General features: G+C 74.8%; 13 protein-coding genes. 5 read left to right on the forward strand and 8 right to left on the reverse strand.

Annotated features, from left to right (window positions below; genetic code table 11):
• Positions 1-88 precede the first annotated feature (88 nt).
• The 3 genes from MVA48_RS16075 to MVA48_RS16085 all read left to right on the forward strand — a co-directional run bounded on the left by MVA48_RS16075 (position 89) and on the right by MVA48_RS16085 (position 2,471).
• Positions 89-1,117, forward strand: coding sequence for an ATP-dependent 6-phosphofructokinase (locus tag MVA48_RS16075; protein WP_246981700.1), 1,029 nt, complete (start codon positions 89-91; stop codon positions 1,115-1,117).
• A gap of 58 nt (positions 1,118-1,175) precedes the next feature.
• Entirely contained in the window at positions 1,176-1,757 is a 582-nt protein-coding gene (locus MVA48_RS16080; RefSeq protein ID WP_246981701.1) for a TetR/AcrR family transcriptional regulator, read from the forward strand.
• Between the two features lie 135 nt (positions 1,758-1,892).
• Positions 1,893-2,471 (forward strand): TetR/AcrR family transcriptional regulator, encoded by a 579-nt coding sequence (locus MVA48_RS16085; protein ID WP_246981702.1) that lies wholly within the window; start codon positions 1,893-1,895, stop codon positions 2,469-2,471.
• 6 nt (positions 2,472-2,477) lie between these two features.
• Here MVA48_RS16085 and MVA48_RS16090 read toward each other — a convergent pair whose 3' ends face one another.
• Together MVA48_RS16090 and MVA48_RS16095 are read right to left on the reverse strand one after the other, a co-directional pair.
• Entirely contained in the window at positions 2,478-3,707 is a 1,230-nt protein-coding gene (locus MVA48_RS16090) for a metallophosphoesterase (protein WP_246981703.1), read from the reverse strand.
• Positions 3,708-3,767: 60 nt separating this feature from the next.
• Complete coding sequence (locus MVA48_RS16095; RefSeq protein WP_246981704.1) at positions 3,768-5,300, reverse strand: CYTH and CHAD domain-containing protein; 1,533 nt, start codon at positions 5,298-5,300, stop codon at positions 3,768-3,770.
• A 56-nt stretch (positions 5,301-5,356) separates the two neighbouring features.
• Between MVA48_RS16095 and MVA48_RS16100 the strand changes: the two genes are divergently transcribed.
• Together MVA48_RS16100 and MVA48_RS16105 are read left to right on the forward strand one after the other, a co-directional pair.
• The gene (locus MVA48_RS16100) at positions 5,357-6,325 is read left to right on the forward strand and encodes an endonuclease/exonuclease/phosphatase family protein (RefSeq protein ID WP_246981705.1); all 969 of its coding nucleotides are present in this window, start codon (positions 5,357-5,359) and stop codon (positions 6,323-6,325) included.
• 91 nt (positions 6,326-6,416) lie between these two features.
• Positions 6,417-7,250, forward strand: coding sequence for a PRC and DUF2382 domain-containing protein (locus tag MVA48_RS16105; RefSeq protein ID WP_246981706.1), 834 nt, complete (start codon positions 6,417-6,419; stop codon positions 7,248-7,250).
• Here MVA48_RS16105 and MVA48_RS16110 read toward each other — a convergent pair.
• From MVA48_RS16110 to MVA48_RS16135, 6 genes are all read right to left on the reverse strand, one after another.
• Positions 7,215-7,895 (reverse strand): cyclic nucleotide-binding domain-containing protein, encoded by a 681-nt coding sequence (locus tag MVA48_RS16110; RefSeq protein WP_246981707.1) that lies wholly within the window; start codon positions 7,893-7,895, stop codon positions 7,215-7,217. The two genes, MVA48_RS16105 and MVA48_RS16110, sit on opposite strands and share 36 nt — an antisense overlap.
• The gene (locus MVA48_RS16115) at positions 7,835-9,169 is read right to left on the reverse strand and encodes a Na+/H+ antiporter NhaA (RefSeq protein ID WP_246981708.1); all 1,335 of its coding nucleotides are present in this window, start codon (positions 9,167-9,169) and stop codon (positions 7,835-7,837) included. The genes MVA48_RS16110 and MVA48_RS16115 overlap by 61 nt, the downstream gene beginning before the upstream one ends.
• Positions 9,133-9,825: a Na+/H+ antiporter NhaA gene (locus MVA48_RS16120; RefSeq protein WP_246981709.1), complete on the reverse strand. Its 693-nt coding sequence runs from the start codon at positions 9,823-9,825 to the stop codon at positions 9,133-9,135. Before MVA48_RS16120 ends, MVA48_RS16115 begins: the two co-directional genes overlap by 37 nt.
• 173 nt (positions 9,826-9,998) lie before the next feature.
• On the reverse strand, positions 9,999-10,760 hold the full coding sequence (locus MVA48_RS16125; RefSeq protein ID WP_246981710.1) for a nitrilase-related carbon-nitrogen hydrolase: 762 nt from the start codon (positions 10,758-10,760) through the stop codon (positions 9,999-10,001).
• Entirely contained in the window at positions 10,757-11,944 is a 1,188-nt protein-coding gene (locus tag MVA48_RS16130) for a pyridoxal phosphate-dependent aminotransferase (RefSeq protein ID WP_246981711.1), read from the reverse strand. Before MVA48_RS16130 ends, MVA48_RS16125 begins: the two co-directional genes overlap by 4 nt.
• Positions 11,941-13,386 (reverse strand): RNB domain-containing ribonuclease, encoded by a 1,446-nt coding sequence (locus MVA48_RS16135; RefSeq protein ID WP_246981712.1) that lies wholly within the window; start codon positions 13,384-13,386, stop codon positions 11,941-11,943. Before MVA48_RS16135 ends, MVA48_RS16130 begins: the two co-directional genes overlap by 4 nt.
• Positions 13,387-13,420: the final 34 nt, after the last annotated feature.

The raw sequence follows: 13,420 nt of genomic DNA on the forward strand, positions 1-13,420 counted from the left end.
TCGCATCCGCGGCAACACGGCTCGCGCGCGGGAAACATCAGGACGTCATGACGTATGGTCGGGTTTCGTCCATCTAGGGAGCCACTCCGTGCGCATCGGTGTCCTCACCGGCGGGGGCGACTGCCCCGGCCTCAACGCCGTCATTCGCTCCGTCGTCCGCACCGCCACCAACCACTACGGCAGCGAGGTGCTGGGCTTCCGCGACGGCTGGCGCGGCCTCCTGGAGGACCGGACGACGCCGCTCGACGTCGCCGCCGTCGACGGCCTGCTGACCCGCGGCGGCACGACGTTGGGCTCGGCCCGTGTCGCCCCCGAGCGGCTCGACGCGGGCATCGCCCAGATGAAGGGCGTCCTGGCCCGGCACGGCGTCGACGTCCTGATCCCGATCGGCGGCGAGGGCACGCTCACCGCCGCGCACCTGCTCTCGGAGGCCGGCGTCCCCGTCGTCGGCATCCCGAAGACGATCGACAACGACATCGACGAGACCGACCTGACCTTCGGGTTCGACACCGCGGTCAGCATCGCCACGGAGATGATCGACCGGCTGCACACCACCGCCGAGTCGCACCAGCGGGTCCTGCTGGTCGAGGTGATGGGCCGGCACGCCGGCTGGATCGCGCTGCACGCGGGCCTGGCCTCGGGCGCGCACATCACCCTCGTCCCAGAGCAGCCGTTCGACGTCGACGAGGTGTGTCGCCTGGTCACCGCCCGGTTCGACCGGGGCGACTCCCACGTGATCGGCGTCGTCGCCGAGGGCGCCACCCCACTGCCGGGCACCATGCCGCTGCGCGACGGCGGCGTCGACGAGTTCGGCCACCGCCGCTTCACCGGGGTGGCCCAGCAGCTCGGCGAGGAGCTGGAGCGGCGCACCGGCAAGGAGGTGCGCACCACGGTCCTCGGTCACGTCCAGCGCGGCGGCACGCCGACGTCGTTCGACCGCGTCCTCGCCACCCGGTTCGGCCTGCACGCCACGGTCGCCGCGCACGAGGGCGACCACGGCCGGATGGTCGCCCTGCGGGGCACCGACATCGAGCTCGTCCCGCTGGCCAAGGCGGTCGCCCGGTTGAAGACCGTGACGCGCTCCCGGCTCGCCGAGACCCACGCCTTCACCGGCTGAGCCGACACCCATGACCACCGGTGCAGCGGATCGGCCCGTTCCGGCGCAGGATCGTCCCGTGGCGACCGAATCGGGGGACTGGCGCAGCAGGCGTTTCGAGGCGACCCACCAACGGCTCTACGACGTCGCGCTCGCGTTGTTCGGCGAGCACGGCTTCGACAGGGTGAGCGTCGGCCAGATCGCGAAGGGTGCCGGCGTCTCGGTGCCGACCTTCTACGCCCACTTCGCGTCGAAGGAGCACCTGATCATGCAGGTGCCGGTGACCGGCGAGTTCGCGGCACTGCTCGCCGAGGAGCCGCCGGCCCAGCCGCTGCCGGACCGCTTCCGCAGGGCCCTGCACCGCTGGATCGCCCAGTGGCCGCCTCGAGCCTGGGACGACGCCCTGATCCGCTGGCGGATCATCGCTGCAACCCCCGCCCTCCGCACCCGCGCGGCGGAGTTCGAGCGGACCAGCGGTGACGTCATCGCCGACGCGATCCCCACGGAGCCGGGTGCCCGACTGTCCCCCGGTGACTCGGTGGCGCTGCTGGCGTACATGTCCGCGTACACCGCAGCCCTGCTCGCCTGGGCGGACGGCGGCGGCACGCGGAAGCTCGAGGAGATCGTCGACGAGGCGTTCGACGCGCTCGAGCGGCGCTGACCCGCCGCGCCGGGACCTTGGGCCCGGATGATCGGCGAAACGCCGGGTAGGCCAGGCATGATGCCGGCTGCCACCGCCCGGGACCGCGGGTGTGGCGCCGCCGGTGACGGCCGCACGGGGACGGAGGATCGGCGCGTGACCGGATCGGGGGACTGGCGCAGCCGGCGGTGGGAGTCGACCCATCAGCGGATCTACGACGTCGCACTCGCGCTGTTCGAGGAACACGGCTTCGACCAGGTGAGCATCGGCCAGATCGCCGCGGGCGCGGGCGTGTCGGTGCCGACCTTCTACGCGCACTACCCGTCGAAGGAACACCTGGTCATGCAGCTGCCGAGCGGGGACGACGTCGCGGCACTGTTGAGCACGCAGCCCGCCGACCTGCCGATCGGGCAGCGCATGCGGCACGCCGTGTCGTCGTTCTTCGCCCAGTGGGACATGACGGCGCAACTGGCGCGGTGGCGCATCATCGCCACCACCCCGTCACTGCGCCGGCGGGCGGCGGAGTTCGAGCGGGCGACCGCCGCGCTGGTCGTCGACGCGCTGCCGAGGCCGTCCGGCGCGCCTGCCGGTCCGAGCGACGCGATCGTCATCAACGCCTACCTCGCGGCGTTCACCGCCGGCGTGCTGGTCTGGGCGGACTCCGACGGCGAGAAGGAGATCGGGGCGGCCGTCGAGGAGGCGTTCGAGGCGCTCGAGGCCCTGCGACGCCGATGATCCGGTTCAGGGGGCGCGCAGCTCCACGACGCTGACCTCCGGACGGGCGCCCACCCGCATCGCCGGTCCCCAGTAGCCGGCGCCGGTCGTCACGTACAGCTGGGTGTCCCCGTGCCGGGAGAGCCCCTCGACCGCGGGCTGGTCCAGCCGGATCGCGTAGTCGAACGGCCACAGCTGTCCGCCGTGGGTGTGACCGGACAGCTGCAGCCCGACCCCGGCCGCCCGCGCCTGGTCGATCATCCACGGCTGGTGGGCGAGCAGGACGACGGGCGTGGCGTCGTCCTGGCCGTCGAGCGCCTTGGCGATGTCGGCCCCGTGCCCGGGGACCCCGGACCGCTCCGCGGTGCGGTCGTCGACCCCGGCGAGGTCGAACGAGGCGGAGCCACGCCGGATCGCCACGCGCTCGTTGCGCAGGACGTCGATGCCGAGGGTGGGCAGGTGCCGCATCCACTCCTGCGTGTCCACGAAGTACTCGTGGTTGCCGGTGACGAAGAAGACGCCCTGCTCGCTGACGAGGTCGGCGAGCGGAGCCGCCTCCTCGCGCAGCTCGGAGACACTGCCGTCCACGAGGTCGCCGACGATCGCCACGACGTCCGGACGCTGCTCGTTGACCAGCTCCACCAGCCGTTCGAAGCGCCGGCCGCCGTAGGTGGCCGACAGGTGGGCGTCGGAGAAGGTGACGATCCGCAGCCCGTCGAGGGCAGGGTCGAGCCCCGCGAGCGTCACGGGGATCCGCCGGACCACCGGTGGGGAGTTCGCGAAGTAGGCGCCCGTCCCGGCGGTCCCGAGGGCGACGGCGCCCGCCGTGACGGCGAGGCCCCGGGCGAGGAAGAGCCGCCGCGACGGATCCGGCACGGAGCCCGGGGACCCGACCCCCGCCGTCGTCCCCGGCGCACCGCTGCGCACCGGCTGCGGTGCCGTCCTGCCGAGCCAGAACCGGCCCGCGAGACGGATGGGCTCCAGCGCCAGCAGGGCCAGGAAGGCGTAGAAGGCGATCCCGAGCCAGCTGAAGGCGAGCCAGTCGACGGGCGCCGCCACATCCAGCGGCAGCGTGCGGCGCAGCGCGACCGCCAGCACCGGCAGCAGCATCAGGGCGACCGTCAGCCAGGTCAGCCGTCGGCGGGCGCGCCCGGGGCGCGTGGTGCTGCGGACCAGCCGGAACCACAGGTAGCTGTGCAGCAGGAACATCGCGAGCAGGACGACGGTCCCGAAACCCAGCAGACCGATCAGGGACACCCGTACCGCCGTCCGCCGTCCGCTGCCACGCCCCCACTGTCCCAGGCGCGGCCGGGGCGGCTATCCCGACGCGCGCTCCAGGGCCTTGCGCAGGCGCGGCTCCTTCTCCCAGAACCTGCGTTCGGCCGCCTCGGCGCGAGCCTGCTCGAGCGCGTGCAGGCGGCCGTAGGCGAAGGCGTTCTCCCTTGCTGCGAAGGCGGCCAGCCCCAGCCGCCGGCACTGCTCGCGGGTGACCACCGTGTCCTGCAGCGCGCCGAGCAGCTTCTGCATGCGCTTGGCCGGGCGCAGCAACGGCGCCACTGCTTCCAACCCGGCGCCGCCGGCCTCGGCCGCGTAGCGGACCCGCTTGGCCGCCTTGCGGACGGCGTGCAGCGCCTCCAGGCGGTCGTCGTCGGACGCCCGTTCCGCGCTCTCGAGGTGCCGTCGCAGCCGCCGCACGGTCCGGCGCACCGCCTTGCGGAGCACCGGTCCGGCGGCGTCGGTGCCGCGCACCGTCAGCGGCGGGTCGCCGAGCAGGTCGTGCAGCGAGTCCAGCAGTGCGACGTAGCGGTGGTCCTCCACCGTGGCGAGGGCGGCGTCGAGACCGGCCCGCATCGCCTGGAGATCCGCCTGCTGGATCCGCGCGGCCACCGGCCCCGGCACCAGCTCCGGCGGCTCGGCGGCCAGCAGCTCCCGCAGGTGGGCCAGCGCCACCTCGTCGTCCCGCGCGCCGGAGAGCTCCGCGCCGAGCCAGGCCAGCTCCTCGCGGATCGGCCGGGTGGCGTCACGGTCCAGGACGTCGCGGAACGCGGCCAGGCTGCTGCGCAGCCGGCGAGCGGCGATCCGCATCTGGTGCACGGCGTCGGGTTGCTCGGTGCGGAGCAGGATGTCGGCCTGCTGGAGTGCGGCGACCTGCTCGCGGAGGGCGCCGACCACGAATGCGCCGGCTGTCGGCCCGCCCTTCTTCCCCTTCTTCGCCGTCCCGGGCGGCGCCTCGTCCGGCAGCCGTGCGGCGAGCACCCGTCCGGCCTTGGAGGCCGACGCCGACGGGCGGGCGCCGGCGTCCTCCAGGCACTGTGCCACCGCGGCCAGGAGGTCCTCGTCGCCGGAGACGAGCTCCACCTCCACCTCCCGCCAGGCCTGCACCCCGGCGGGCCGGTCGGTGCCGGCGCCGAACGCCGTGGCCGTCACGGTGTCGTCGGCCACCTCGGCCAGCACCCGGCCGGCCGCGTCCCGGAGGACCGTGACCACCCGGCGCGTGCGCAGGCTCGCCACCCGCACCGTCTTCTCGCCGCGGAGCAGCCCCGCCACCGGCGCGAGGAAGCCCTTCGGCGGGTTCTTGACCGCCCGGCCCAGCGGCGCGTGCAGCTCGCGCCGTGCCGACCCCGCGGGCAGCTTCAGGTGCCAGCCCGCGTCGGTGCCGCCGGTGCGCCGGCGTAGGGTGACCCGCCCGCGCAGGAGCCGCAGGTCGACGGTGTCGTGGTAGGTGGCCTCGAGGTCGTGCTCGACCGGCGGGTCGACGGCGGCGACCTCCGGCAGGTGGTCGAACGACGGCAGCGCGAACGGCTCGTCGACGTCGAACTTGCGCTCGATCTCCAGCTGCCCGGTGGCCACCCTGCGAACCTAGGCGGGGACTCCGGCGCGCACCACGGGATGGCTACGGTGGCCCGGTGGGCGACCCGCGACGACGCCGACGCCGCGGCGCGCTCGCCGTCGCGGCGCCGTGGGCGCTCTGGGCCGCGCTCCGCGCCGCCGGCGCCGAACGCGGCTTCCCGCTGGTGCCCGCGATCTCCTTCACGCCGTACGCGGCCCTGAGCGCCGTGCTGCCGCTCGCGGTCGCGCGATGGGCCCGCTCGCCGGCCGCTGCCGCGGTGTCGGTGGGCGCCGGTGCGGTGCTGGCCGGCGCGGTCCTGGTCCGCTCGCGGCCGTCGGCGCCCGCGGCGCCGGGAGCCGGGCCGCGGGTGCGCGTCGCCTCGGTGAGCCTGCGCAAGGGCCTGGTGCTCCCGGGGCCGGTGCTGGACCTGGTGCGCCGCCACGACGTCGACGTCCTCTCGGTCCAGGAGCTGACGCCGGAGGCGGAGCGGGCGCTGGTCGCCGACGGCATCGGCAAGCTGCTCCCCGAGGCGCACGTCATCCCCGCGCGGCCGGGCACCGTGCCGTCGGCGTCGGGAGCGGTGTGGACGCGCCTGCCGGTGCTCGCCCGCAGCGCGACGCCGGGCACCTTCGAGCAGCCGACGGTCCGTCTGGCGGTGGACGGGGCGCCGGACCTCGAGGTCACCGCGGTGCACACGGAACCGCCGGCGACCTCGCCGGGCGCCGTCCGCCGCTGGAACTCCGACCTCGCGGCCCTGCCCGCACCGGAGGACGGCGTCCTGCGCGTCCTCGCCGGCGACTTCAACGCCACGCTGGACCACGCCGCCCTGCGGACCGTGCTGCGGACGGGCTACGTCGACGCCGCCCGCCAGGTGGGTCGCGCGCTGGCCTGGACCTGGCGTCCGCTGCGGCTGCGGTTCCCGCGGCTGGCGCTCGACCACGTGCTCCTCGACCCGCGGATCGCCGTCGCGACCGTCGAGCTGGTGCCGCTGGAGGGCAGCGACCACCGTGCCCTCGTGGCGCACCTCGTCCTCCCCGCCCGCTGAGCCCGCGCGATGTTCACCGGGCCGTCCGGCTGGGCACGCTTCGTGCGAGCAGGCGCCGCAGGAGCGCGCCGCGGGGAAGGGGAGCAGACCCATGCTGAGCGAGCGAGAGGTGTCGACCTCGATCGGCACCACCGCGTACGGCACCGACGGCGACAAGCTCGGCACCGTCGAGCACTTCTACCTCGACGACCGCACCGGCGCCCCCACCTGGGTCGCGGTGACCACGGGGCTGTTCGGCACGCGCACCTCGATCGCCCCGGCATCGGAGGCCGTCCTCGACGAGGGCGGTCTGCGGGTCCCGGTCACCGCGGAGGCGGTCAAGACCGCGCCGCACCTGACCGGGGACCACCTGACCCCCGACGAGGAGGCGGAGCTGCGCCGCCACTACGGAATCGGGCAGCTCGGTACGGCACCGACGCAGGCCATCGACGTACCGGCCGACGTCCCCCCGCCGCCACCTCGGGAGACCGACGGCGCGATGACCCGCAGCGAGGAACGGGTCGTCGTCGGCACCGAGCGGGTCGCCGCCACCCGCGCCCGGGTGGTCAAGTACGTCGTCACCGAGGACGTGCAGATCACCGTGCCGATCCGGCGCGAGGAGATCCGGATCGAACACGTCCCGCTCGACGCGCCGGACGTCCCCGGCGAGTCGCTGACGGACGGCCCGGAGGCGGTCGCCGGCACCGGGACGACGGCAGCGGCGGCCCTGCCCGGCGAGATCATCCTGCACACCGAGCGCCCGGTCGTGTCGGTGGAGGTCGTGCCCGTGGAACGCGTCCGGCTGCGCACGGAGATCGTCGAGGGCCAGGAGACGATCACAGAGCAGGTGCAGCGCGAGGAGATCGCGGTCGACCAGCACGCCTCGCCCCGCCCGGCCGGGGCACCGGGCTCAGCCGACGCGGTCGGACCCGGCCGCTCTCAGTAGCTCCTCGACGGTCGGGTCGACGAGCACCCGCCCGTCGGGGGCGACGACCACGGGCCGCTGGTCGTCGACGGCCTCGATCTCGGCCAGCATGGCGCGGGCCGACTCGTTCTGGGCCGGGTCGAGCCACTGGTGGGCGATGCCTCGCTCGGTCAGCAGCCGCTGCAGTTCGACGCTGGCCGGCCAGTCGCGGTCGCCGACCACCCGGAGCCCGGTCGCCCGGCCGATGAGCATGGCCCGGCGCAGGAGGAACGCGCGCATGATGAGGTCGGCGAGCTCGCGGTCGGCGGCCATCACCTCGCGCAGCCGGGCCACCGACAGGGTGGCGACGGCGCCCGGAGCGGCGGCGATCACCGACCGGACGGCGCGCTGGCCGGCGAGCATGTTGAGCCCGCCCAGGAAGCGGCCCGGGCCGAAGACGGAGACCACGCGGGGCTCGTCGGCGTCGCCGTCCTCGACGACGGCGACCGTGCCCTCCAGGACGACGACGAAGTCCCACTCGGAGGCACCGCCCTGCACCAGCACGTCACCGGAGCGGGTGGTCCGCCGGCGGCCGGCACGGCGGAGGACGGCGAGCTGCCGGTCGGTCAGCCGCGGAGAGGCGCCGTACTCGTCGGGCGTCTCCTCGAGGCCGGCGACGGCAGGCATCCGTGCCGGGGGGAGACCGGGGCGACGGGGCGCACGTCGGGGACGGCCGGCACCGGAACGGGTGGCTGCTGGCCGGGCCCACCGCGGGGATCCGTGCGCAGCAGGGCCGCAGCGAGCGCGTCGGTGGAGGTCAGCCCTTCGTGGCGCTCGCCGTTGACGAAGAAGGTCGGCGTCCCCCGTACGCCGCTGGCCTCGGCGGAGACGACGTCGTCGCGGACCCGCTGCGCGTGGGTGCCGTCGCCGAGTTCGCGGGCGAAGCGCTCGAGGTCGAGGCCGAGCACGGCGGCGTGGTTGAGCAGGTCGGCGCCCTCGAGCTCGTCCTGGTGGGCGAACAGCCGGTCGTGCATCGCCCAGAAGGCACCCTGGGCGCCGGCGGCCTCCACCGCCTCGGCGGCGAGCTGCGCGTTCGGATGCACCTCGGTCAGCGGCAGGTGCCGGAAGACGTAGCGGAGCTCGTCCCCGAACCGGGCGCGCAACTCGGCCACCACACCTGTCGCCCGGCCGCAGAACGGGCACTCCATGTCGCCGTACTCGACCAGCGTGAGCGGCGCATCGACCGGCCCGCGGAGGTGATCGACCTCCGGGTCGACGTCGGGTTCGAGCCGGGAGGGCCGCGGTGCTGCCGATCCCCGACGGGTGAGCACGCGGAAGAACAGCGCGCCGATGGCGGCGGAGACGAGCGCGGCGCTCAGGATGCCGACGGTGGCCTCCTCGCGGAGCGCCGGGTCGTCGAACGCCAGATCGGTGACGAACAGGGAGACGGTGAACCCCAGTCCCATCAGCGCCGCGCCGCTCCAGACGTGGCCCAGCCCGATGCCCGGCGGGAGGGTGCCGAACTTCAGCCGGACGGCGAGGGCGGAGGCCAGGCCCACGCCGAGCAGCTTGCCGAGCACGAGCCCGACGAAGACGCCGATGGTCACCGGAGAGGTCAGCGCCCGGTCGACGAGGTCGCCGTCGATCCGGACACCGGCGTTGGCCAGCGCGAAGACCGGTACGACGAGGTAGGTGCTCCACGGGACCAGGACGGCGCCGATCCGCTCGTTGGGCGAGACGGCGCGCTCCACCGAGAGCTTCGCCTGGCGGGCCAGCGCCGGATCCGGGGACTGGCGGAACGCCCGCGTGAGCGACCCGGCGCGCTCGACCTCCGCGCGGCGTGGCGGATAGGCGCTGACCAGCAGCCCCAGGACGACCCCGCCGATCGTGGCGTGCACCCCGGACTCGTGCATCGCGACCCACATCACCGCGCCGACCGCGAAGTACGCCGCCCGCGCCACACCTGCATCCGGGAGAGCCCGATGAAGGCGAGCACGCAGAGGCCGGCGATGCCGAGCGGGACGAGGTCGATCTCGTCGGAGTAGAAGATCGCGATGGCACTGAGGGCACCGATGTCGTCGACGACCGACAGGGAGAGCAGGAAGACCCGCAACTGCATCGGGGTGTGCCGGCCGAAGAGCGCCAGCGCCCCGAGCACGAACGCGGTGTCGGTCGCCATGGGGATGCCCCAGCCGACCGCTCCCGGGCCACCTGCGTTGATCGCGAGGTAGACCAGCGCGGGCACGACCAGCCCGGCCAGTGCGGCGAGGGCCGGGACGGTCAGCCGGCTGCGCTGCACGAGCTCGCCCATGGAGAGCTCCCGGCGGACCTCCATGCCGATCAGGAAGAAGAAGAACACCATCAGGCCGTCGTTGACCCAGTGCTGCAGGTCCATGGCGATCTCGACGTCGCCGAACCGCAGGGCCGCCTCGGTGTGCCACAGGCGCTCGTAGCTCGCACCCCAGGGCGAGTTGGCCCAGGCCAGCGCGACCACGGTGGCGGCGACCAGCAGTCCGGCGCCGGCCACGCCGGTGCGCACGAGCCGCCGGACCGGGGCGGAGAGCTGGGCGGCCAGGTGGGCGGAGCCGGTCCGGGTCGCCGCGGAGGTCGCGCTCACCGGCGGGGCGCCGGCGGGCAGGTCATGGTGCGAACGCTAACGGGCGGGTCACGCTGCGGGAACCCCGGAACGGTGCCCGCTCTTCCCCGTGCAGCGGCCGCCCGCGACTGTTCGGTCATCCACCCCATTCGGCGCGGATGAGGTGGAGGAGCGCACGGTCACCCGTGCCGCGATCAGGCGCGGCGGTCGGGCAGAAAGCGCAGGCGGTCGCGGGTGGCCTGCACCTCGGCGGGGTCGACGTCGGCGATGACCAGCGTCTCGGTGCCCGCCGCGGTGGCCAGCAACTCGCCGAGCGGGCTGACGATCCGGCTGTCGCCCGAGTGCTCCGTGCCGTCGCCGGCGGTGCCCACCCGGTTGCAGCCGACCACGTAGGCCTGGTTCTCGATCGCCCGCGCCTCGAGCAGGGTGCGCCAGTGGTGCCGGCGCGGGCTGGGCCAGTTGGCCGGCACCAGATAGACGTCGGTCTCGAGCGCGGCCTGCCAGAACACGTCGGCGAAGCGCAGGTCGTAGCAGATGAACGGGGTGATCCGCAGGTCGCCGATCGCCACGGTCACCGGCTTCTCCCCCGCCCGGAACCGCTCGTGCTCGCCGGCATGGGTGAACGGGTGCAGCTTCCGGTAGCGGTGCGTGCTGCCGTCCGGCCCGGCCAGCACGAAGGAGTTGTAGGGGAGGTCGCCGTCGTCGGCGATCTCCGGGCACGTGCCGCCCATCCACACGCCGTGCTCGGCGGCCCGGTCGGCGAGGAACCGGGCCGAGGGCCCGCCCTCCGGCTCGCCGATGCCGGGCGTCATCGAGAAGCCGGTGGAGAACGTCTCGGTGAGCAGCACCAGCTCGGCTCCCGCGCCCACCGCTCGCGCGACCTGCGGCGCCAGCCGCTCGAAGTTGGCGTCCCGGTCCTCCCAGACGATGTCGTGCTGCACCGCCGCGATCCTCATGACAGCCTCCTCAAACGCTCGACGGCCTCGGCGAGCACATCGTCGCCCTTGCAGAAGGCGAAGCGGACCAGGTGCCGGCCCAGCACCGCGTGCGCGGGGTCGTAGAACACCACGGTCGGGATGCCGACGACCCCGGCCCGTTCGGGCAGCGCGCGGCAGAACGCCAGCCCGTCGCCGTCGGGCTGCAGCGGGCGGACGTCGACGGTCGCGAAGTAGGTGGCCTCGGGGCTGATCACCGGCAGGCCGGCGTCCCGCAGCCCGGCGACCAGCACGTCGCGGCGGTACTCGAGGTCACCGGCCGCCTGGGCGAAGTAGGCGTCCGGCAGGCCGAGGCCCGCGGCCACGGCGGGCTGGAACGGCCCGGCGTTGACGTAGGTCAGGAACTGCTTGGCCGTCCGGACGGCGGTCACCAGCGGCGCGGGCCCGCAGATCCAGCCGACCTTCCAGCCGGTGACGTTGAAGGTCTTGCCGGCGCTGCTGATCACCAGCGTCCGCTCGCGCATGCCGGGCAGGTTCGCGATCGACACGTGCCGGGCGCTCCCGAAGACCAGGTGCTCGTAGACCTCGTCGGTGAGGACGAGCAGGTCGTCGTCGATCGCGTGCCCGGCCAGCAGCCGCAGTTCCTCCTCGGTGAACACCTTGCCCGTGGGGTTGTGCGGGGTGTTGAGCAGGAGCAACTTGGTGCGGGGCGTGATCGCCGCCCGGAGTTCGGCCGGGTCGAAGGTCCACCGGTCGGAGCCGGCAGCGGGCGGCCGGAGGGGTACCGGCCGGGGCACGCCGCCGGCCATCGCGATGCCCGCGGCGTAGCAGTCGTACATCGGCTCGAAGAGCACGACCTCGTCGCCGGTGTCGAGCAGCGCGAGCAGCGCACCGGAGATCGCCTCCGTCGCGCCGGCGGTCACCAGCACCTCGGTATCCGGGTCGTACGCGAGCCCGCGGAACCGCTGCTGGTGGGCCGCGACCGCCGCACGCAGCTCCGGGACCCCGGGACCGGGCGGGTACTGGTCGGCGGCCGTGCCGATCGCGGCTCGGGCCACCTCCAGCACCTCCGGCGGTCCCGGGTAGTCGGGGAAGCCCTGACCGAGGTTCACCGACCCGGTGGCCACCGCACGGGCGCTCATCTCGGCGAACACCGTCGTCCCGAAGCCCTGCAGGCGGGCCGACAGATACGGCACGCGGGTCATGCCACTCCCTCCGTCGTGAACCGGACCACCCGGCCGGCGACGTCCGCCTCCTGGAGCCGCACCCGCACCCGGGTGCCCGGGCGCAGCCCCTCGCCGGTGCAGCGACCGCGGATCGCCGGTCCGTCGAGCACCACGGTCCCGCGGCCGTCCTCGGCGTCGACGACCACCGCGGAGAACGTCTCCCCCACCCGGTCGCGCAGCAGCCAGGCCTCCGTGGCGTCGACGACGGCGCGTTCCACCTCACGGGTGCGCCGGTCCGAGGCCGACATCAGTCCCGGCAGCTCGGGCAAGGCCGCACGCAGCTCGGCAGCCGGCTCGCGACCGGCGGCCAGGGCCAGGCAGACCTCCGTGCCGAACCGGTCGACGAGCCGGCGCAGCGGCGCGGTCACGTGCGCGTAGGGGGCCGCCACCCCGCTGTGCACCGGCTGCTCCGGTGGTGCGCCGTCGAACGGCGTGTAGGCCGCCCCCCGCAGCAGCGTCACCGCCTCCTCGAGGAACGCGACATGACCGGGGCGGCTAGGGTCCAGCGACGCGATCACCGCTCCAGGGCCGGCGTCCGCGGGCCAGTCCACGCCGAGCGCCGGCGCGAGCAGCCGCAGCCGGGCGACGTCCTCGGGGCGGGCGGGCGGCAGTGTGCGGAGCAGGCCGACTCCCCCGTCGAGCATCAGCGCGGCCGCACAGCGGCCGGTGAGCAGCGAGATCTGCGCGTTCCAGCCCTCGACCGGCAGATCGCCGCGCAGGGCGAGCGTCCAGCCTCCGCCGGGCACCGCGACCACGTCCTGGTCGGGGGTGCCGAGCTCGATGGCGCCGCGCTCGAGGGCGCGCTCCTGCAGCAACCGCCCGATCTCCGGCAGCAGGGCCAGCGGCTCGGGCAGGTCTCCGGCGTCGGCCTGCGCCTGGACGGCGGGATAGTCCAGCTGGGCACGACTGCGCACGCGTGCCCGCCGCAGGTCGACCCGGACCGGCTCGCCGTCGGCGTCGAGGTCGACGGTCCAGAGGACGGCGGGCCGCAGCTCCCCTGCCAGCAGGCTGGCGGCGCCCTCGCTGAGCACGGGCGGGTGCAGCGGGGTGCGGCGGTCGGGGCTGTAGAGCGTCTGCCCGCGGCGGCGGGCCTCCGCGTCGATGGCCCCGCCCAGCCCGACGAAGGCCCCCACGTCGGCGATCGCGTAGCTCACCCGGTAACCGTCGCCGGTCGCGGCCAGGTGGACGGCCTGGTCGAGGTCCCGGCTGCCGACCGGGTCGAGGGTGACGAGGGGGACGTCGGTCGCGTCCAGCTCGGGCAGCGGCGGCTCCGCGGCCCGCCGTCCCGCCTCCTCGACCACCTCGGGCGGGAACGCGTCGGGGACGGCGAACTCCAGCCGGATCGCGGCGAAGTCCGGCCCGTCCCCGGCCGCGGCGGGCCAGTGGGGGAGGCGCAGCGGCGCTACCGGCGGGACGACCACGGGCGCCAGCCTCTCAGAGCGGCCCGACTCCCGC

Source organism: Blastococcus sp. PRF04-17 (assembly GCF_023016265.1).
Classification (GTDB): Bacteria; Actinomycetota; Actinomycetes; order Mycobacteriales; family Geodermatophilaceae; genus Blastococcus_B.